The 19,646-nt window shown below is 74.3% G+C and carries 17 protein-coding genes; 9 read left to right on the top strand and 8 right to left on the bottom strand.

Translation table 11 applies throughout. The features are described from left to right. Window positions 1-2: 2 nt before the first annotated feature. From ACFC1T_RS27900 to ACFC1T_RS27875, 6 genes are all read left to right on the top strand, one after another. A complete protein-coding gene (locus ACFC1T_RS27900) occupies window positions 3-1,529 on the top strand; it encodes a SagB family peptide dehydrogenase (RefSeq protein WP_375892845.1) in 1,527 nt (508 codons plus the stop codon). After that, window positions 1,526-2,338 carry an HlyD family efflux transporter periplasmic adaptor subunit gene (locus ACFC1T_RS27895; protein ID WP_375892844.1) on the top strand — a complete coding sequence of 271 codons (813 nt, stop codon included), beginning with the start codon at window positions 1,526-1,528 and terminating at the stop codon, window positions 2,336-2,338. The genes ACFC1T_RS27900 and ACFC1T_RS27895 overlap by 4 nt, the downstream gene beginning before the upstream one ends. A gap of 12 nt (window positions 2,339-2,350) precedes the next feature. Continuing rightward, window positions 2,351-4,633, top strand: a complete 2,283-nt coding sequence (locus tag ACFC1T_RS27890; protein ID WP_375892842.1) for an NHLP family bacteriocin export ABC transporter peptidase/permease/ATPase subunit — start codon at window positions 2,351-2,353, stop codon at window positions 4,631-4,633. Beyond that, complete coding sequence (locus tag ACFC1T_RS27885) at window positions 4,630-7,542, top strand: NHLP bacteriocin export ABC transporter permease/ATPase subunit (RefSeq protein ID WP_375892840.1); 2,913 nt, start codon at window positions 4,630-4,632, stop codon at window positions 7,540-7,542. The genes ACFC1T_RS27890 and ACFC1T_RS27885 overlap by 4 nt, the downstream gene beginning before the upstream one ends. Before the next feature lie 24 nt (window positions 7,543-7,566). Continuing rightward, window positions 7,567-7,929, top strand: coding sequence for a YciI family protein (locus ACFC1T_RS27880; protein ID WP_375892839.1), 363 nt, complete (start codon window positions 7,567-7,569; stop codon window positions 7,927-7,929). Between the two features lie 246 nt (window positions 7,930-8,175). After that, window positions 8,176-8,895, top strand: coding sequence for a G1 family glutamic endopeptidase (locus ACFC1T_RS27875; protein WP_375892837.1), 720 nt, complete (start codon window positions 8,176-8,178; stop codon window positions 8,893-8,895). Between the two features lie 58 nt (window positions 8,896-8,953). On the opposite strand, the gene ACFC1T_RS27870 is transcribed toward ACFC1T_RS27875, so the two are convergent. From ACFC1T_RS27870 to ACFC1T_RS27835, 8 genes are all read right to left on the bottom strand, one after another. After that, on the bottom strand, window positions 8,954-10,147 hold the full coding sequence (locus ACFC1T_RS27870) for an MFS transporter (protein ID WP_375892835.1): 1,194 nt from the start codon (window positions 10,145-10,147) through the stop codon (window positions 8,954-8,956). A gap of 111 nt (window positions 10,148-10,258) precedes the next feature. Further along, on the bottom strand, window positions 10,259-11,032 hold the full coding sequence (locus tag ACFC1T_RS27865) for an alpha/beta fold hydrolase (protein ID WP_375892833.1): 774 nt from the start codon (window positions 11,030-11,032) through the stop codon (window positions 10,259-10,261). Next, window positions 11,022-11,963: a Rieske 2Fe-2S domain-containing protein gene (locus ACFC1T_RS27860; RefSeq protein WP_375892832.1), complete on the bottom strand. Its 942-nt coding sequence runs from the start codon at window positions 11,961-11,963 to the stop codon at window positions 11,022-11,024. The genes ACFC1T_RS27865 and ACFC1T_RS27860 overlap by 11 nt, the downstream gene beginning before the upstream one ends. A gap of 25 nt (window positions 11,964-11,988) precedes the next feature. Further along, a complete protein-coding gene (locus ACFC1T_RS27855) occupies window positions 11,989-13,248 on the bottom strand; it encodes a flavin monoamine oxidase family protein (RefSeq protein ID WP_375892830.1) in 1,260 nt (419 codons plus the stop codon). After that, window positions 13,245-14,432 carry a cytochrome P450 gene (locus ACFC1T_RS27850; RefSeq protein ID WP_375892829.1) on the bottom strand — a complete coding sequence of 396 codons (1,188 nt, stop codon included), beginning with the start codon at window positions 14,430-14,432 and terminating at the stop codon, window positions 13,245-13,247. The genes ACFC1T_RS27855 and ACFC1T_RS27850 overlap by 4 nt, the downstream gene beginning before the upstream one ends. Before the next feature lie 19 nt (window positions 14,433-14,451). Next, window positions 14,452-15,312 (bottom strand): ABC transporter permease, encoded by an 861-nt coding sequence (locus tag ACFC1T_RS27845; protein WP_375892827.1) that lies wholly within the window; start codon window positions 15,310-15,312, stop codon window positions 14,452-14,454. Then, complete coding sequence (locus ACFC1T_RS27840) at window positions 15,309-16,301, bottom strand: ABC transporter ATP-binding protein (RefSeq protein WP_375892825.1); 993 nt, start codon at window positions 16,299-16,301, stop codon at window positions 15,309-15,311. The genes ACFC1T_RS27845 and ACFC1T_RS27840 overlap by 4 nt, the downstream gene beginning before the upstream one ends. A 93-nt stretch (window positions 16,302-16,394) precedes the next feature. Continuing rightward, window positions 16,395-16,763, bottom strand: a complete 369-nt coding sequence (locus ACFC1T_RS27835; RefSeq protein ID WP_223886012.1) for a hypothetical protein — start codon at window positions 16,761-16,763, stop codon at window positions 16,395-16,397. Window positions 16,764-17,100: 337 nt separating this feature from the next. Here ACFC1T_RS27835 and ACFC1T_RS27830 point away from each other — a divergent pair, with 337 nt between their 5' ends. Genes ACFC1T_RS27830 through ACFC1T_RS27820 form a run of 3 tightly spaced genes read left to right on the top strand, consistent with a single transcriptional unit; the run spans window position 17,101 to window position 19,516 of the window. After that, entirely contained in the window at window positions 17,101-18,429 is a 1,329-nt protein-coding gene (locus ACFC1T_RS27830) for a cytochrome P450 (RefSeq protein ID WP_375892824.1), read from the top strand. Next, the gene (locus tag ACFC1T_RS27825; RefSeq protein ID WP_375892823.1) at window positions 18,426-19,271 is read left to right on the top strand and encodes a class I SAM-dependent methyltransferase; all 846 of its coding nucleotides are present in this window, start codon (window positions 18,426-18,428) and stop codon (window positions 19,269-19,271) included. The genes ACFC1T_RS27830 and ACFC1T_RS27825 overlap by 4 nt, the downstream gene beginning before the upstream one ends. A 59-nt stretch (window positions 19,272-19,330) precedes the next feature. Continuing rightward, the gene (locus ACFC1T_RS27820; RefSeq protein ID WP_360237855.1) at window positions 19,331-19,516 is read left to right on the top strand and encodes a hypothetical protein; all 186 of its coding nucleotides are present in this window, start codon (window positions 19,331-19,333) and stop codon (window positions 19,514-19,516) included. Window positions 19,517-19,646: the final 130 nt, after the last annotated feature.

Raw genomic sequence — 19,646 nt, 5'->3', positions numbered from 1 at the left:
CAATGACCACCGCCCTTGACCGGATCCACCTGCCCGCCGCCGCCCGTACGGTGCGCCGGCTGCGGCTGCGCCCCGACGGCGCGTTCGCCCCGCTCGGCCCGAGGGCCGTCCGGCTGACCGCGCCGGTCGGCGCGCTCGACCTGCCCGACCTGGCGCCCGGCGCCCGGGAGGCGGTGGCCGCGCTGGCCGCCGGGGAGCACACCGAGGAGGAGCTGGCCGCCCTGGTCGCGGCCCGGGACGGCGACACCGGGCTGCTGCGCTGGCAGCTGGCCCGCCGCCGGCTCGGCACGGCCGGGATGCTGGAGCACTCCGTGCACCTGGCCGTCGACGGCCCGGACGGCGCCGTCGGCACCGAGGAGCCGCTGGCCCGGCTGCGCCCGGTCGGCCGGGGCGCCGCCGAGCCCGGCCCCACCCCGGACCCGACCGGGCAGGTGAAGCTGTCCCGCTTCGCCACCGCCGCGGTCGAGGACGGCGCCCTGCTGGTGCGCTCCCCGGGCAGCCCGCTGGCCGTCCAGCTGACCACCCGGGCGGCCGGCCTGCTGGCCGCCCTGGCCGGCTGGACCAGCCCCGCCGCACTCGCCCAACTCCCCGGCGCCCTGCCGCTGGACGCCGTCCGGCAGACCCTGCGGCTGTTCGCCGCCGCCGGGCTGCTGGCCTACGGCGCCCCCGGCGCCGAGCCCGAGGCCGAGGAGCAGCGGTTCGCCCAGTGGACCGCCGCCGACCTGGCCTTCCACTCCCGCACCCGGCGGCCCACCAGCGTGGCCGGCTACGGCGGCACCTACCGCTTCGGCGACCGCTTCGCCCCCGAGCCCGCCTCGCCCGCGCCGTTCGCGGGCGAGAAGGTCGCCCTGCCCGTCCCCGACCTGGACGAACTCGCCCGCACCGACCGGCCGTTCACCGAGGTGCTGGAGCAGCGCCGCTCGGTGCGCGACCACGACGAGCAGGCGCCGATCACCCTGGAGCAGCTCGGCGGGCTGCTCTACCGCAGCGCCCGCCGGCGCCAGACCTTCACCGGCGGGGACGGCCAGGAGCTGGCCGACCGGCCGTACCCGAGCGGCGGCGCGGTGCACGAGCTGGAGCTGTACCCGCTGGTGACCTCCTGCGCGGGCCTGGAGCCCGGGCTGTGGCACTACGCGACGGACCGGCACGAGCTGGAGCTGGTCAGCGCGCCGAGCCCGGCCACCGCCCAACTGGTCAAGAGCGCCCGCGAGTCCTGCCTGATGCAGGCCGACCCGCAGGTGGTGCTGCTGGTCACCGCGCGGTTCGGCCGGGTGATGTGGAAGTACGAGACGGTCGCCTACCCGCTGGTCCTCAAGCACGTCGGCGCGCTCTACCAGACCCTCTACCTGGTCGGCACCGCGATGGACCTCGCGGTCTGCGGCCTCGGCGGCGGCGACGCGGCCGACTTCGCCGCGGCCAGCGGCCTCGACTACTTCACCGAGGGCACCGTCGGTGAGCTGGTGATCGGCAGCCGGCCGCCGACGCTGCGCCAGGACGTGGGCGTCCCACGGAGAGAAGCCAGAAGATGAAGTTCCGTTTCAAGGCGCTGCAGCGGATGCGCGAGCCGGACGAGCTCGACTCGCCGACGCTGCTCGCCGCGCCGCGGGGCTGGATCGCCCTGTTCGTCGTGATGATCACCATGGCCGCCGCGCTGCTGTGGACCTTCGCCGGAACGATCCCGATCACCGTGGACGCCCCCGGCCTGCTCACCCACCCGCACGGCACCGCGATGATCCAGAGCCCGTTCGGCGGGATGGTCCGCACCGTCCTCGCCAAGCCCTCCGACCAGGTCCGGCAGGGCCAGTCCGTGGTGCGGGTCGAGGACACCGAGGGCCACAGCCGGGAGATCACCAGCCCGTTCGGCGGGCGGGTGGTCGGCCTGTCGGTCACCGACGGCCAGGTCGTCGCCCCCGGCTCACCGGTCGCCTCGGTCGAGCGGGTCGACGACCCGCAGGAGCGGATGGTCGCGATGGTCTTCGTACCGGCCACCCGCACCGTCGGGCTGGAGCCCGGCGACCAGGTCGACCTCAACGTGTCCACCACCCCGGCCGGCGCCTTCGGCCTGCTGCGCGGCACCGTCAGCTCGGTCAGCCCGTACGCGCTCACCCGGGAGGCCGTCTCCGGCCTGGTCGGCGGCGACCTCGCCGCCCAGCGCTACCTCGGCAAGGACGCGCCCCGGCTGGTCGTCGTCGACCTCACCCCCGACCCGAACACCCCCAGCGGCTTCGCCTGGACCTCCCAGAGCGGCCCGCCGAACCCGCTGGGCACCCAGGTCGCCGTCACCGCCACCATCAACGTCGGCGAGCAGACCCCGTTCAACCTGATCCTCGGCCGCTGAGAGGAGGCACCGATGACCGCCACCGTCCCGGAGAGCACCCGGGCCTCCGCCCCCGTGCCGGAACCGGACCCCGAGAAGCCGAAGCGCCGCCGCGGCCGCCCCACCCGGGCGGCCGCGCCGCGGCGCTGGCGGCACGCCGTCCCCACCGTCCTGCAGATGGAATCGGTGGAGTGCGGCGCCGCCAGCCTCGCCATGATCCTCGGCTACCACGGCCGCTGGGTCCCGCTGGAGGACCTGCGCGGCGTCTGCGGGGTCTCCCGCGACGGCGCCCGCGCCTCCACCCTGCTGAACGCCGCCCGCACCTACGGGCTCACCGCCCGCGGCTACCAGACCGAGGCCGAGAAGCTCCGCGACCTCGACGGCCCGGTCATCATCTTCTGGGCCTTCCAGCACTTCATGGTCGTCGAGGGCATCCGCACCCGGTACGGCCGCACCGTCGTCGCCGTCAACGACCCGGCCAGCGGCCCCCGGCTGATGGAGTGGGACGAGTTCGACTCCGGCTTCACCGGCATCGTGCTCTCCTTCGAGAAGGGCCCCGACTTCGAGCCCGGCGGCGACAAGGGCGGCATCGGCCCCGCCCTGCTCGAACGCCGGCTCCCGACCGGGCGCGCCATGCCGCTGGTGCTGCTCGCCAGCCTGCTGCTGGTGCTGCCCGGCATCGCGATCCCCGCCTACACCCGGGTGTTCATCGACCGGGTCCTGACCGGCAGCGGGAGCGGCTACCTCCTGCCGCTGCTGGCCGCCATGACCGGCACCGCCGTCGTCGTCTTCGTCCTGACCTCCGTCCAGCGGCACTACCTGCTGCGGATCGAGATCCGGATGGGGCTGGTCAGCTCGGCCCGGTTCTTCCGCCACCTGCTGCGGCTGCCGGTCGACTTCTTCCTCCAGCGCCGCCCCGCCGAGGTCGCCAAGCGGGTGTCCGGCAACGACGTGGTCGCCGAGATCCTCTCCCGCGACCTCGCGCTCACCGTGATCAACCTCGGCCTGGTGCTGTTCTACGCGGCCGTGCTGATCCGCTACGACATCCTGCTCGGCCTCGTCGGCGTCGGCATGGCGCTGCTCAACGTGGTCGTGCTGCAGGCCGTCGCCCGGGCCCGCACCGACGCCGTGGCCGCGCTGCGCACCGACCGCGGCAACCTCACCGCGACCACCTTCACCACCCTCTCGCTGATCGAGACCGTCAAGGCCACCGGCGCCGAGCAGGACGCCTTCGGCCGCTGGGCCGGCTTCCTCGCCAAGGTCGTCACCGCCAAGCAGAAGCTCGGCATCCCCAGCGCCGTGCTCACCGTGGTGCCGCCGATGCTCGCCGCGCTCAACAGCGGGCTGATCCTGCTGGTCGGCGGCCAGCGGGTGGTGGACGGCGCGATGAGCGTCGGCATCCTGGTCTCCTTCCAGACCCTGCTGGCCGCGCTCAGCCGCCCCGTCACCCAGCTCACCAACCTGGGCGGCCGGCTCCAGGACGTCACCGCCGACATCAAGCGGCTGTACGACGTCGAGCGCTACCCGGTGGCCGCCGCCTTCGCCCGGCCCGAACCGCCCGCCGGGCCCAAGCTCGACGGCACCCTGGAGTTCGAGGACGTCCGCTTCGGCTACAGCCCGCTCTCCGAGCCGATCATCAAGGACCTCAGCCTGACCGTCGTCCCCGGCCGCCGGGTCGCCGTGGTCGGCGGCTCCGGCAGCGGCAAGTCCACCCTGGGCCGGCTGCTGACCGGCCTGTACGCCCCGTGGTCCGGCCGGATCCTGCTGGACGGGCGGCCCCGCGAGGAGATCTCCCGCACCGTGCTGGCCTCCTCGCTGGCCTACGTCGACCAGGACATCTCGCTGTTCGAGGGCACCGTCCGGGACAACCTGACGCTCTGGAACGAGGACGTCCCCGACGAGGCGGTCACCGCCGCGCTGCGCGACGCCGCCGTCTTCGACACCGTGATGACCCGCCCCGGCGGCATCCACAGCCCGGTCCTGGAGGGCGGCCGCAACTTCAGCGGCGGCCAGCGCCAACGACTGGAACTGGCCCGGGCGCTGGCCGGCGAGCCGACCCTGCTGGTGCTCGACGAGGCGACCAGCGCGCTCGACCCGGAGACCGAGCGGGTGATCATGGACAACTTGCGCCGCCGCGGCTGCGCCTGCCTGATCATCGCCCACCGGCTCTCCACCGTCCGCGACGCCGACGAGATCATCGTGCTGCACGAGGGCTCCATCGTCGAACGCGGCACCCACGACGAGCTGTTGGCGCTCGGCGGGCACTACACGGCGCTGATCGAGTCCGCGCGCCGCGAGGAGGAGGACGAACTGTGAGTCTGTCCACCGAGGCGTTCTCGCCCGTTCTCACCGGCGCGGCCGAGTCGCGCTCCGACCGCTACCTCGTGCTGGACGACCCCGGGCAGCTGCTGCTGGTCCGCTCCGGGGCCGTCGACCTGTTCGCCGTCCACCTCGACTCCGGTGCGCCCCGGGGGCGTTGGCACTTCCTCTGCCGGATCGAGGCGGGCACCCTGGTGCCCGGCGCGGCCGCCGACGGGGCCCGCCGGGGCATCGTCGCCCGCCCGGTGCTCGGCGCCGACGCGGCCTTCCTCGCCGCCTCCCGGGTCGAGGCGCTGTCCGCCGACCGGAGCCGGGACCAGGACGGACCGCGGCTCGCCGCCGACCAGTTCCTGGCCGGCCTCGCCCGCGGCCTCACCGCGCTGGCCGGCGCGCTGCGCGACACCCTGCCGCCGCGCGAGTTCACCCCGCTCGACCCGGCCGGGCCGACCGCCCTCAAGAAGGGCCAGGCCCTGCGCTCGGTGGACGGCCTCCAGTGGGTGCGGGTCGAGCAGGGCGGCATCGAGGCGCCCGAGGGCGCGAGCGGCGAACTCACCGAGGGCGCCGAGGTCCTGCTGACCGAACGGGACTGGCTGGTCGCCACCGGCCCGGCCACCGTACGGGCCCGCTCCCCGCGCGAACTGCTCGACCGGGGCGGCCTCTGGGAACGCCTGGCCGACCACTGCGGGCGGCTCCTGGACACCGTCGACCGCCGGATCGAGGGCCGCCGCGGCACCGAGACGAAACAGATCGCCACCCGCCAGGAGCGCGACGCCGGCACCCTCGCCGACTCCGCGCGCGGCTTCGAGACCATCCTGCGCGACACCTCCTCCCGGCTGCGGATCGGCGACGCCACCGGCGACGAGCCCACCCTGGCCGCGGCCCGGCTGGTCGCCGCCCACGAGGGCTTCGGCGTCACCGCCCCGGTGGCCGGGACCGGCCACCACCACCGGCTGGACCGGCTCCAGGCGATCGCCCTGGCCTCGCACGTGCGCACCCGCTCCGTCCGGCTGGACGGCACCTGGTGGCGGGACGACCTCGGCGCGATGGTCGGCTACCGCAAGGCCGGAGCGCCCGTCGCCCTGCTGCCGCTCGGCACCGGCTACGTGCTCGCCGAGGGCGGCGCCGTCACCCCGCTGACCCCGAAGCTCGCCGCCGAACTGCAGAACAAGGCCACCGTGCTGTACCGGCCGCTTCCCTCCGCCGTCCGGTCCGTCTCCGCCCTGCTCCGCTTCGGCCTGCGCAACAACCGCCAGGACCTGTGGATGTTCACCGGGATGGCCGCCCTGGTCGCGCTGATCGGGCTGCTCGTCCCGATCATGACCGGCGAGGTGCTGGGCACCTTCGTCGCCCACGCCCAGCGCAACCTGATCACCGAGGGCGCGCTGGTCGTGATCGGCTCCGCGATGGCCGTCGCCGCCCTCTCCATCGTGCAGAACATCGCCGTGCTGCGGATCGAGAGCCGCTCCACGGCCGCGATGCAGGTCGGCGTCTGGACCAGGCTGCTCTCGCTGCCCGCGCCGTTCTTCGCCAACTACTCCACCGGCGAACTCGGCACCACCGTGCTCGGCGTCAGCGCCGCCCAGGAGACCCTCTCCGGGATGATGACCACGGCGACCCTCGGGCTGCTGACCGGCCTCGCCAACCTCGTCCTGGTCTACTTCTACGACCTGCGCCTGGCCGGCCTGGCCACCCTGCTGGTGCTGGTCGGCGTGGGCGTCGGCCTGGCCGCCGGCCGGCTGGAGGTCCGCTGGCAGCGCCGGCTGTACTCCCACGAGCAGGCCACCTCCGCCCGGGTCTTCCAACTCCTGACCGCCGTGCCCAAGTTGCGGGTCACCGCCGCCGAGGACCGGGTGTTCGGGGTGTGGGCCGCCGAACTCGGCAAGGGCCGTGGCCTGGCCGCCTCCTCCCGCCGGGTGCAGAACGCCGTCACCACCTTCAACGCGGGCTTCCCGCTGGTCTGTTCGGTGGTGGTCTTCGGCGTGATCGCCGGGCCGCTGGACGGCGACGTCCCGGTGCCGGTCTTCCTGTCCTTCTTCACCGCCTTCAACCTGCTGATCGCCTCCAGCCTCCAGTTCACCTCCGCGGCCGTCACCGCCATGGGCGTGGTGCCGATGCTGGAGCGGCTGCGGCCGATCCTGGAGGAGAAGCCCGAGGTCGACGACAGCAAGGCCGACCCGGGCGACCTCTCCGGGCGCCTCGGCCTCAGCCACGTGACCTTCCGCTACGGGGAGGACGGCCCGGCCGCCCTCCAGGACGTCACCCTCGCCATCGAGCCCGGCGAGTTCGTCGCCGTGGTCGGGCCGTCCGGCAGCGGCAAGTCCACCGTGCTGCGCCTGCTGCTCGGCTTCGAGCGCCCCGAGAGCGGCACCGTGCTCTACGACGGCCAGGACCTCGGCGAGCTGGAGGTCTCCGCGGTCCGGCGCCAGTGCGGGGTGGTCCTGCAGAACGGCGCCCTGCTCGCCGGGGACATCAAGGCCAACATCGTCGGCTCCACCAACCACACCCTGGACGACGCCTGGGCCGCCGCCGAGATGGCCGGCATCGACAAGGACATCGCCGCCATGCCGATGGGCATGAACACCGTCCTGTCCGAGGGCACCAGCACGCTCAGCGGCGGCCAGCGGCAGCGCCTGATGATCGCCCGGGCCCTCGTCTCCCGGCCCCGCATCGTCTTCTTCGACGAGGCCACCAGCGCCCTGGACAACCCGACCCAGCGGCTCGTCACCGAATCCACCCGAAGACTCAACGCCACCCGGGTGGTGATCGCCCACCGACTGTCCACGGTCGCCGAGGCCGACCGGATCATCGTGATGGACCAGGGCCGGGTGGTGCAGCAGGGCCGGTACGAGGAGTTGTTGGCCGACCGGGACGGGCTGTTCGCCCGGCTGGCGAGCCGACAGATGTAGCAGTTGGACGGAGAAGAGAGAACGATGGAATACACCCTGCTCATTCACGGCGACGAGCGGGTCTGGAACGGACTGAGCGAGGCCGAGCAGGCCGAACTCGACGCCGCCCACGCGCGGTTCGGCCGCGCCCTGCACGACGCGGGGGTGACGGTGCGGTACGGCGGCGGCCTGCGCCGCAGTTGCAGCGCCCGCCTCGTCGTGCCCGGCGGCAACCCCGGCGGCCCGCAGACCCCGGTCTCGGACGGCCCCTACCGCGAGGGCCACGAGCACCTCGGCGGCCTCTGGGTGATCGACGTGGCCGACGAGGCCGAGGCGGTCGCCTGGGCCCGCTGGATGCCGGCCGCCCCCGGCGACCTGGTCGAGGTCCGCCCGGTCCGGGTGACCTGATCCCCTTCCGCCCCGGTCCGTACCGCGCCCCGTCGAGCAACTGCCGCCGGGGCGCGGCCCGTTGGGTCCGTGGACGGATCGTCAAGAAGTGCACCCGACAGTGCAATGGCTTGGCCAACCTTCCCCCTGATCCTCTTGCCCCGGTCATGACAGTCGGCTCAAGCTGTACTGCCACCCGCCAACGGCCGCCCCCACGGCCCTCGTTGGCGTGTGCGCTCCTGTTCGTCCCCTCACGAAGGAGCCACCATGCGCAGATTCCTGGTCCGCGTCGTCACCCTCGCGGCCGCCGCCACCTCGCTGGCCGCCCCCGCCGCCCCCAGCACCGCGGCAGCCGTCCAGGGGCTCGCCTTCCGCCCCCTCTCGTACAACACCAACGGCTACAACTGGGGCGGTTACGCCGCCCAGGGCAGCGGTTTCAGCTCGGTCGCGGCCTCCTGGACCGAGCCCGACGCGACCTGCAACTCCAGCAACGACCTCTACGCCCCGTGGGTCGGCATCGACGGGTACGGCTCCTCCAGCGTGGAGCAGACCGGCGTCGCGACCGACTGCTCCAGCGGCAGCCCGGTCGACCAGGCCTGGTACGAGATGTACCCGGCCGCCCCGGTCTACCTGAGCCTCAGCTCGTACCCGGTGTCGGCCGGCGACCACATCAGCGCCTCGGTGACCTACGCCGGCAGCAGCCGGTACACCCTCAAGCTGACCGACTCCTCCAAGGGCTGGACCTACACCACCACCAAGTCCACCAGCGCCCAGCGGACCAGCGCCGAGGTCATCATCGAGTCGCCGACCGGCGCCTACCCCGACTTCGGGACCCTGAACTTCACCTCGGCCACCGTCAACGGCAAGTCCCTCGGCTCCGCCGGCCCGGTCGCCCTCGACCCCAGCTCCAACGCCGGCTACGAGGCCACCACCGGCGGCCTCGGCTCCGGCGGCACCAGCTTCAGCGAGACCTTCCTCCAGGAGTAGCGCCCCCCCGGTACCGGAGCGGGAAGTCGGTGGGGCCGACTTCCCGCTCCTCGGGCTTTCAGGCAGTGGCGACGGACCGCGGGGCGAGCTGCGCCACCGCCGCGGCGGCGAGCGCCAGGCACCCGCCGACCACCATCACCGCGGACGGCGACCAGGCGTCGACGACCGCTCCGCCGGCCAGGGCGCCGAGCGAGATCGTGGCCTGGAAGGAGGACGTGAACACCACCGTGGCCGCCTCCGGGGCCTGCGGGGCCGCGCGGACGAACCAGCTCTGGACGCAGACCGGGACGGCGCCGTAGGCGAGGCCCCACACGACGAGCAGCGGCACCGCCCCCGCCAAGGACCTCCCGAAGGCCGGGAGCAGCAGGACGGCGGCCGCGAGCAGGCCGATCGCGAGGGTGAGGCTGGCCCGGCTCCGGCCCGCCCGCAGTCCGCCGGCGAAGTTGCCCGCCACACCGGCGACCCCGTAGACCAGCAGGAGCGCGGAGACGGCCCCCGGCCCGGCGTGCGTCACGTCCGCCAGGAAGGGCGTGACATAGGTGTACGTGCCGAAGTGGGCGGTCACCAGGAGGAGGGTGGCGGCGAGACCGGCGAGGACGGGCCCGGTGCGGAGCAGCCCGCGCAGCACGGCGGGGCGGGTGGGCGTCTGCGGCGGCAGCGGGGGCAGGGTCACGGCGAGGGCGGCGGCCACGGCGAGGCTCAGCAGCGCCATGGCCGCGAACGCGGCCCGCCACCCGGCCAGGTGGCCGAGGAGGACCCCGGCGGGTACGCCGAGGACCGACCCCAGGGGGACCGCCGAGAAGATGACGGAGTTGGCCCGCCCCTGCCGCCGCGCGCCGACCAGGCGCGGGGCGAGCCCGGCGCCGAGCGACCAGAAGGCGCCGATGACGACCCCGAGCACCACCCGGGCGGTGAGCACCGCCCAGTAGCCGGGGGCGAGCGCGTTGAGGAGGTCGGCGAGGGCGAGGGCGAGCATGAGGCCGCAGAGCACCGCGCGCCGGTCGGCCCGCCGGACGGCGACCGTGACGGCCGGGGCGGCGACGGCCGCGACGGCGCCCGGCAGGGTCATCATCAGCCCGGCGGTGCCGTCCGAGATCCGGAAGGTGGCGCCGATCGGGGTGAGCAGGCCGACCGGCAGGATCTCGGTGGTGACGATGGCGAAGATCCCCGTCGTGACGGCGAGGACGGCCGGCCAACCCCGTTCGGGCGCAGGGGCGGTGGCGGGCGGGGTGGGGTGGAGGGTGGTGGACACGCGACCAGTCCAGCAGCGGACCGGTCGCGGGGCTGGCGTGAATGCGACCTGGACGGTCGGGGGTTCGGGCGGGCCCGGGGTTCGGGCGAGGACGGTTCGGGCGAGGACGGTTCAGGCGAGGTGGGCGGCGAGCAACTCGGCGCAGGCGTCGGGGCGTTCGAGCAGCGGGAGGTGGCCGGTCTCGGCCAGGGTCGCCAGCCGGCAGTCCGGGACGGTGTCGCGCAGCAGTCGGGCGTTGCGGGTGAAGGCGGGCATGTCCTCGTCGCCGAGGACGACCAGGGTGCGGGCGGTGATCCGGCGCAGGTCGTCCACCGTGTGCCGGTGGGCGGTGAGGGCGTCCATGGCGCGGTTGCCGAGTTCGGCCCAGCTGTGCCGGGCGACCACCTCCCGCAGGGCGGCGCGGAGTTCGGGGTGGCGCCGGGTGCCGGTGAAGATGTCCGGCGGGGACTGCATCCAGAGGTCGGCGAGCTGGTCGCCGGGGCCGACCATGCGGTGGAGCATGGACAGCTGCTGGTAGCGGACCCGGGCGGAGTCCTCGTTGGGGGTGCCGGCCAGGGTGGGGGCGGCGAGGACCAGGCGGTCGAGCGACCCGGGCTCCTGGAACGCGAGTTGGAGGGCCGAGACGGAGCCGAAGGAGAGGCCGACCAGTCGGCGGGCGCCGGTGTCCGCCGCCACCTCGGCCAGTCGCCCGGCCAGGGCCGGGAGCGTCAGCCCCGGCAGGAGCGGGGCGGAGCCGCCGTGGCCGGGCAGGTCGACGCCGATGTGGGTGAAGCCGGGGAGGCGGTCCCACAGCGGCTGCCAGGTGGTGGAGTCCATGGTGTAGCCGTGGATCCACAGCACGGCCGGGCCGTCGCCCTGGCGGTGGAGGTGCAGGTCAGTCGTCAAGTCGGGCTCCGAAGTCGGCGCAGAACCGGCGGAAGGCGAGCACCGGCTCGTCGCGGGCGTCGTAGCGCGGGGTCATGGTGTGGTCCAGGTGCTCCCAGACCACCTTGTCCTCGGCGAGCGCCTTCTCACTGCCGCCGAGCAGGGCCGGCAGCGCCGCCCGCTGGTCCTCGCGCACGCCGATGGCGACCCGGGCGACGCAGCCGCCGTCCCCGGTCGGGACGGAGCCGGTGACGATGACCTGCCGGGTCTCGGGCGGGCCGAACTCGGTGACCACCACGTGGGGGCTGAACGCCTGGGCGTGGAAGCGCGGTTTGAAGTCCCAGCGGACCCGGCCGGTGCGCACCGCCTCCCAGCGGATCTCCTCCAGCGTGCGGGCGTCCTGCCAGGGCGAGGTCTGCATCAGGAACTCGCCCTCGATGACGAGCTCGCCGTGCTCGCCCGCCCGGGTGGCCATCCCCCGGTTGCCGGGGACGCCGTGCACGGCCTTGAAGTGGTCCGGGTCGAAGGCGTTCTCGACGACGTACTCGGGCGGCACCGCGACCGGCAGGGCGACGGCCGCGACCAGCGGGTACTCGTCCTGCCAGCCCCGGACCGCCCGCTCGAAGCCGCGGTCGCCGTCCGGGTGGTCGGAGAGCCGGACGAACACGGCGTCGCCCCACTCCAGCACCCGGTGCTCGGCGACGGACCAGTGCTTGGACGGGTCGCCGAGGCCGATCCGCTTGCCGTGGAAGGGGCAGACCACGCAGTCGCCCTCGCGCCGCCCGCCGTAGCCCAGGTGGGCGCCGCGGTGCGGGCAGTTGGCGTCCAGGACGCGGACCCGCCCGCCCTCGCGGACGGCGATCAGGCGGCGCGCTCCGATCGCCAACGGGGTGATGTCGTCGGCCAGTTCGGATCGGAAGGCCAGCAGGTACCAGCCGTGGTGCACGGTCATCGGGCTCACGTTCATCGGATGGCGTTCATCGGGTGGCGTTCATCGGAGGTCGTTCATCGGACGGCGTCCGTCGGAGTGCCTTGAGGACTTGTTCCGCGGCCCGCTCGCCGCTCGCCAGGGCGCCCTGCACCCAGGGCAGCTGCTCACCCGCGACGGTCGCCTCACCGGCGAGGAAGAGGGTGTCGTCGACCGGTTCGGCCCAGCGCCGGGCGGCGTCCTCCAGCCCGGCCCGGGGGGCGGTGAACGCCCCTCCCGCGTACGGGTCCTGGCCCCAGTCGGCGACCGCGGTGTCCAGGACGGCGGCGCCGGACGTCCAGGGCAGGGCGGTGGCGAGCAGGGCGGCCAGGGCCGTGCGGTCGGCGACGGCCGCGCGCAGCGACGCGGCGGCCCCCGCCTTGGCGACCACCAGCACCTCGGGGCGCCCGGCGGCGCAGCGGGTGAAGCCGGTGCGGCCGTCCACGTCGAAGACGATCACGGTGTCGGGCGCGGGCCGGTCCAGGGTGACCACGGCGCAGCAGCCGTCCCCGGCGGGCAGCCCGGCGGCGGCGGCGAGCTTGGCCGCGGGCAGCCCGGCGATGCCGCCGAGGGCGGCCGGGGGGACGGTGAGGACGACGGCGCGGGCCACCGCGCTCCCGGCGTCCGTCCGTACCGTGGCCCGGCCCGGTTCGTACGACAACTCCCGCACCACCGAGCCGAGTCGGACGTCCAGGCCGTCGGCGAGCCGTTCGGGCAGCCGGGCGAAGCCGCCGTCGACGGCGTACTCGCCCTCGCCGGCGGTGTCCCCGCGGTGCGCGGCGGCGACCCCGGCGGCGCTGAGCCGCTCCGGGTCGGTGGCCCAGTTCTGCCGGAACCACTCGGTGGCGGCCGCGGCCTCGGCGCCGGTGCTGCCGCACGCGCGCAGCCAGCTGCCGACGGACAGGCCGGTGACGCCGGGGGTGCGCCGCAGCGCGGCCTCCAGCAGCCAGGGTGCGCGGCGGCCGGCGCTCAGCGCGCCCATCGACCGCTCGGCGCCGTCCTCGACGATCCGGGCGGTGACCCGGCGCGGGACGGCGCCGGTGCTCCCCGGTCCGAGCAGCTCGTGCACCGGGTTCCGGTCCCCGTGCACGACCTGGGCGCCGAGTTCCAGCGGCGGGCCGCCGTCGGCGGGCCGGAAGGTGTGGATCCGCCCGCCGAGCCGTTCCCGGGCCTCGTGCACCACGACCCGCAGACCCGCCCGGGACAGCAGTCGGGCGCAGGTGAGGCCGGACGCCCCGGCGCCGACCACGATGACGTCGTAGCTGGTCACAGCGCTGCTCCGAGCTCGATCGGGAGGGCCCGCAGTCGGCGGGGGACGAGGCTCTGGTCCCAGTCCGGGGCGCCGTCCGGGCCGCGCAGGGCCGGGAAGCGGCGGACCAGCCGGGGCAGCAGGAGGGCGGCGGTCTGCCGGACCAGCGGGGCGGCCAGGCAGAAGTGCGGGCCGCCGCCGAAGCCGAGGTGGGGGTTGGGGCTGCGGTCGAGGCGGAGCTCGTCCGGGTCGGCGAAGACCTCCGGGTCGCGGTTGGCGGCGGTGAGCACCGCGAGGACCCGGGCGCCGGGCGGCAGCACGCCGCCGGCCAGTTCGACCCGGTCGGTGGTGACCCGGGCGGTGAACGGGATCGGGGCCTCCAGCCGGAGCAGTTCGTCCACCGCGAGGCGGGCGAGGTCCTCGTCGGCGGCGGCGAGCCGGGCGACGGCCGGGCGGTCGGGCAGCAGCAGGTGCAGCGCGTTGCCGACGAACTCGGCGAGCGGCTGCCAGCCGCCGATCACGGCGAGGTTGAGGACGCCGAGCATCTCGGCGCGGCTGAGCCGGTCGTCGGCGGCCAGGGCGGCCAGCGGGACGTCCCGGTCCCGGACCCGGCCGGCGTGCCCGTCCAGGTAGTGGGTGAGCGCGGTGGCGGCGCTGCGGCCGAGGGCGGCGCGGGCCGGGGGCACCATCGGGTCGAGGTTGACGGAGGCGGCCCGGGCGAGCGCCTCGAAGCGCCGCAGCTCCGCCGCGGGCAGGCCGAACAGCCGCGCGTACACGGCGGTGGCGAGCGGCCGGCCGAGGTCGGCGACGGCGTCCACCCGCCCGCCCGCCGGCAGCCGGTCGAGCAGCGCGTCCACGTCCTCGGCGAGCCCGTCGGCGAGGGAGCGGACGGCCGCCGGCCCCAGGAGCAGCGCCCCCGGGGCCCGGAGCCGCTGGTGGTCCGGCGGGTCGGTGGTGAGCATGGACGGCGGCAGGGCGTCGTCGCGGGCGCGTTCCCGCTGGCCCTGGGCGGCGGAGAAGCGCGGGTCGCGCAGCACCGTCGCGCAGTCGGCGTGCGCGGTGACCAGCCAGAGCCGGGACGCCGGGTCGTGGTGGACCGGGTCGTTGGCCCGGAGCCACCGGTACGCCGGGTGCGGGTCCGCCCGCCCGGCGGGGGCGAACGGGTGGATCAGGTGGTCCGGCAGGCGCACCGGTGCCGTCGTCATGTTCCAGCTCCGAGGGGTCTCAGCGGACCTTGGGTCCGCGCCAGCGGAAGGAGAAGGCGGTCAGCACCAGGCCGGCCAGCGACCAGGCGACCAGGACCATCGCGATGTGGCCCAGTTCCCAGTTCCCGGCGGGCTCCACGGCGGTGAAGGAGTCCGGCAGGAAGACCGAGCGGAAGCCCTGGGCCATCCACTTGACCGGGAAGAACGCCGCCACCGTCTGCATCCAGGCGGGGAGTTGGCCGAACGGGAAGAAGACGCCGGAGATGAACTGCAGCACCATGAAGACCGGGGTGACGATCGCCGCCGCGGACCGGCTGTTGGGGATCAGCGCCGAGTAGGCGGCGCCGGCCATCGCACAGGCGACGGTGCCGAGCGCGAGGTCCCAGCCGAGGGTGAACCAGCGTTCCGGGGTGCTGGGCAGCGGCAGCCCGAACAGGGCCAGCGCGATGCCGATCAGCAGCACGGCCTCCAGCGCGGTGGTGACGATGACCCGCACCAGCTTGCCGACGAAGTACGCCGACTTGGGCATCGGGGTCATCGCGAGCCGGCGGACGGTGCCGGTGTCGCGCTCGATCGCGATGTTGATCGCGAGGCCGGAGAAGGAGGTGCTCATCACGCCGGCGGCGATGATGCCGGCCATGAACACCTGCTTGAGGTCGGTGTCGGTGCCGGCCACCTTCCCGGAGAAGATCGAGCCGAAGACGAACAGCAGGATCACCGGGAACATCAGGGTGAAGACCAGCGACTGCTTGTTCCGGAAGAACGCCCGTAGTTCGACCTTGGAACGGGCCGCGGAGGCCCGCCAGACGCCGGGCATCCGTCCGGCGCGCCGGGCTCCGTCGCGGGCCGGCGCGGCGACGGGGGTCTGGGTGAGGGTCATCGGGTCCCCGTCTCGGAGATCAGCTGGCTGTTGTCCGCGCCGCGGTCGGTGCCGTCGGCGTGCTCCCTGATCAGGTCCAGGTACACGTCCTCCAGGGTCGGCCGGTGCACCCGCAGTTCGGGCAGCTCGCCCACCCCTGCCCGGTGCGCCCACGGGACCAGGGCCGCGAGCAGCGCGGTCGGGGCGTGGGTGCCGATCCTGAGCACGCCGTCCGCGCCCACCGGGGCCGGGTCGGCCCCGGGTGGCAACGACGGCAGCGCGCGGCCGGCCAGCTCCGGCGGAATCCGGAAGGAGACCGTGGTCGGAGTCTGCGTTCGGCCGCCGAACTCGGCCAGCGGCCCGCACTGGACCACCCGGCCGGCGACGATCACCGCGGCGCGCTCGCACAGCGCCTCGGCCTCGTCGAGGTAGTGCGTGGTGAGCACGGTGGTGCGACCGCGCTCGGAGAAGTAGCGGACCAGGTCCCAGGCCTCCCGGCGAGCCACCGGGTCCAACCCGGTGGTGGGTTCGTCGAGGAAGATCAGGTCCGGGTCGCCGACGATGCCCACCGCGACGTCGAGCCGACGGGCCTGTCCCCCGGAGAGGTCGGTGCTCTGCTTCTTCTCGTGCTTGCCCAGTCCGACCATGTCGATGACCTGGCCGACCGGGAGCGGGTTCGGGTAGAACGCCGCGAAGTGCTCGACCACCTCACGGACCGTCAGGTCCGAGTAGGCGCCGGTGGTCTGCGGGACCACTCCGATCCTGGCGCGCCAGTCGCGCCGGTCCTCGGCCGGGTCGCAGCCGAGGACCCGCACGTCACCGCCGGTTCGCTGGCGGACGCCCTCCAGGATTTCGACGGTCGTCGTCTTGCCCGCGCCGTTCGGCCCGAGCAGGGCGAAGACCTCACCCTGGTGGATGTCCAGATCCAGACCCTGGACCGCGTGCCAGTCGCCGTAGCTCTTGCGAAGGCCGCGGACTGAGACGGGGTGTTCCCCGACGGCAGTCGCCACTGTGGATCGCTCCTTGGTGGGGTGATCAGGTCGGCCTGGTCATCAGGTCGACCGGCCGGGCACCTTGCCCGGCTTGCGGGTTTCCCGGCTGGATCAGGTGCAGCAGCAGCACGGGCAGCAGCAGGAGTTGCCGCCGGCCGCGATGTCCGACAGGTCGCCCTCGCTGAGCTCGGCGGTGTCGATCTGCGGGGTCTCCGGGATGTGGAACTCGTAACGGCCGGTCGCCAGACCGATCTCGTACAGCTCGACCTGCACCTCGAGGTTGCCCTCCTGCTCGCCCTCGGCGGCAGTCTGGACGATGACGATCTCGGCGTCGGCCGGGAGCTCCAGGCCGGCCTCGGCGAGGGCGGCGCGGGCGTCGGTCCGCAGGCGGGCCGCGTACTCCTCGCTCGACCAGGCGCTGATCAGGGCGCGGGTGTAGCCGTTGACGAACTCGGCCCGCTTCCTCTGGTCCAAAGCCATGAGAATTTCCTTTTCTCTGGATTCCGGTTGGTCGTCGGCAGGCCTCGGCACTTCCGTGCTTCCCGGCGCTGCCGACGAATGAAGAATGACACGGCCGCAATGGGCCGCCAAGACCTCACTTCCGGTGCCCGGACTAAGTATTGAGCACGTGCGGCGGGTGCGGTAGATTTCAGGCGTCCCGCGCCCTTGAATACGCATCAGAATACGTATCGACATACGCATCCGAATGCGTACGGGGAATTCAGCGGGAAATACGTACGTATGTGTTCGCCGGGCGCGTACGCATTCCGGAAGTCCCGGGTGAGCACCGAGAGGAAACACGGGGGTGGTCCGCACCGTGCCTACGCACACCGTCCCGCCAGGCCCTGCCGACGACATCGACATGGCGCTGATGAGGGAGTCGCCGCTCGACTTCATCACCGGCCTGGCCCGCACCTACGGCGACGTCACCCGGCACCGCGCCGACGGCGACACCGTCTACCTGCTCAACCGGCCCGAGTACGCCCGGCACGTCCTCAAGGACAACGGCGCCAACTACACCAAGGAGGGCACCCCGGACGACGCCATGCTGCGCCCGTTGCTCGGCAACGGGCTGCTGACCAGCAACGGCGCCGACTGGGCCCGCCAACGGCACCTCACCGCGCCCGCGTTCCGCCCCAGCGCCGTCCGCACCTTCGACGGCATCGTCACCGACGCCACCGCGCAGATGCTGGAGCGCTGGCGGCCCGCCGTCGAGGCCGGCACCCCGCTGGAGGTGGACCAGCACCTCACCGCGCTCACCCTCGGCATCCTCACCCACGCCATCCTGGGCGCCGACATCGACGGCATCGGCGAGGGCTTCGCGCGCGCGGTGGACGCCGTCAACCGCTGCATCGGCCACTACGTACCGACCCCGGACCCGGACCCGGCCGACACCGCCCGCCGGTACGCCGACTTCGGCCGCGCCCGGGTGTTCCTCAACACCGTCACCCGCACCCTGATCGCCGCCCGCCGCGCGGGCGGGGGCAGCGCGGGGGCGAGCGGCGACCTGCTGGACACCCTGATGTCCAGCCACCACCTGGTCTCCGACGAGGACCTCCGCGACCAGGTGCTGACCATCGTGATGGCCGGCCACGAGACCACCGCCAAGTCCCTGACCTGGACCCTCCACCTGCTCGACCGCCACCCCGAGGAGCTGGCCAAGGTCCAGGAGGAGGTCGACCGCGTCCTCGGCGGCCGCCCGCCGACCGCCGCCGACCTGGCCGCGCTCCCGGCCTGCCGGCGGGCGATCCAGGAGGCCATGCGGCTCTACCCGCCGGTCTGGCTGATCTCCCGCCGGGCCGTCGGGTCCGACGTCATCGGCGGGTACCACGTCGAGCCCGGCACCCTGGTGTGCGTCAGCCAGTGGGTGCTGCACCGCCACCCCGAGTACTGGGACCGGCCGGACGCGTACCTCCCGGACCGCTTCGACGGCGCCGACCTGCCCAGCCACCTCTACCTGCCGTTCGGCGGCGGCGACCGGATCTGCGTCGGCCAGCACTTCGCGATGCTGGAGGCCGTCCTGGTGCTCGCCTCCCTGCTCCAGTCCGTCCGGCTGGAGCTGGTCGAGGGCTTCCCGGTCGAACCCGAGGCCCTGGTCACCCTCCGCCCCAAGCACGGCATGACGATGATCGCGAGGCCCCGATGAGCACCTCCGTACGACCGGTCGGCGGTTCCTACGACCCCGCCCGCACCACCGGCGGCGGCCTCGCCGCCGAACTCGACCGGCTGGAGGCGCAGGCCGCGCTCTCCTTCCCCGAGGAACTGCGCATCCTGCGCGAACTCGGCCTCCCCTCGGGCCGCACGGTGCTCGAACTCGGCGCCGGGCCGGGCGCGGTGACCCGCCGGCTGCGCGCCGCGCTGCCCGCCGGCACCGAACTGATCGCCGCCGACATCGACGGCGAACTGCTCGCCCACGCGGCCGGCCCCGGGGTGACCCTGCTGGTCGCCGACGGCGCCGACCTGCCGCTGCCGGACGCGAGCGTGGACTTCGTGCTGCTGCGCTACGTCCTCCAGCACGTGCCCGACCCGGTCGCGGTGCTCGCCGAGGTCCGCCGGGTGCTGCGCCCCGGCGGCACCGTCGCCGTCACCGAGGTCGACTCCGCGCTGTGGGGCGCCGCCGAGCCCTCGTACCCCGAACTCGCGGGCGTGCACGCCAAGATGGCCGCCGCCCAGCGGGCCGACGGCGGCGACCGCTCGATCGGGCGCCGGCTCCCCCGGCTGCTGCGCGCGGCCGGCTTCGAACAGCCGGTGCTGCGCCCCTTCGCCACCACCAACGACGACCACCCGACCGACGCCTTCGCCCCGCAGCTCGGCCCGCGGCGCCTGGAGCCGCTGGTCGCCCGGGGCGTCCTCTCACTGGCCGAACTCGCCCTCGCGGCGGACCGCTGGAACCGCTTCCGGTCGGACCCCGACGCCTGGGTGATGCTGCTCGGCCTCACCGCCGCCGCGACCGCACCCGCGGGCCGCGGACCGCAGGAAACCGCCTGACCGCAGGAAACCGCCCGACCGCACCACACCCCTCCCGGAAACCGGAAAGGACCACCTCCATGCACCCCAAGGTGAAGATCTTCATCACCATCTTCTGCTACATCAGCGCCGTCGCCGGCCTGGTCACCGCCGTGATGGACGCCAGCCACAAGCCCGCCGACACCACCTCCGCGGTGGTCGCCGGCGTGCTCGGGGTCGCCTTCCTGCTGGGCGGCCTGGCGCTGACCCGGAAGCCGCGCTACTGACGATGGCGCCCGGTGGCTTAGCAGCGGGAAAGGGTCGGGGGGGGGGGGGGGGGGAAACACCCCCCCCCCCCCCCAAACCCCCCCCCCCCCCCCCCCCGGCGGCCCGGGGGGGTAGAACCCCCACCCCCCC

It is taken from the genome of Kitasatospora sp. NPDC056076 (genome assembly GCF_042266305.1).
GTDB lineage: Bacteria > Actinomycetota > Actinomycetes > Streptomycetales > Streptomycetaceae > Kitasatospora.
Note: the sequence above shows the minus strand (reverse complement) of the source record. Positions and strands in the feature narration are given on the sequence as shown.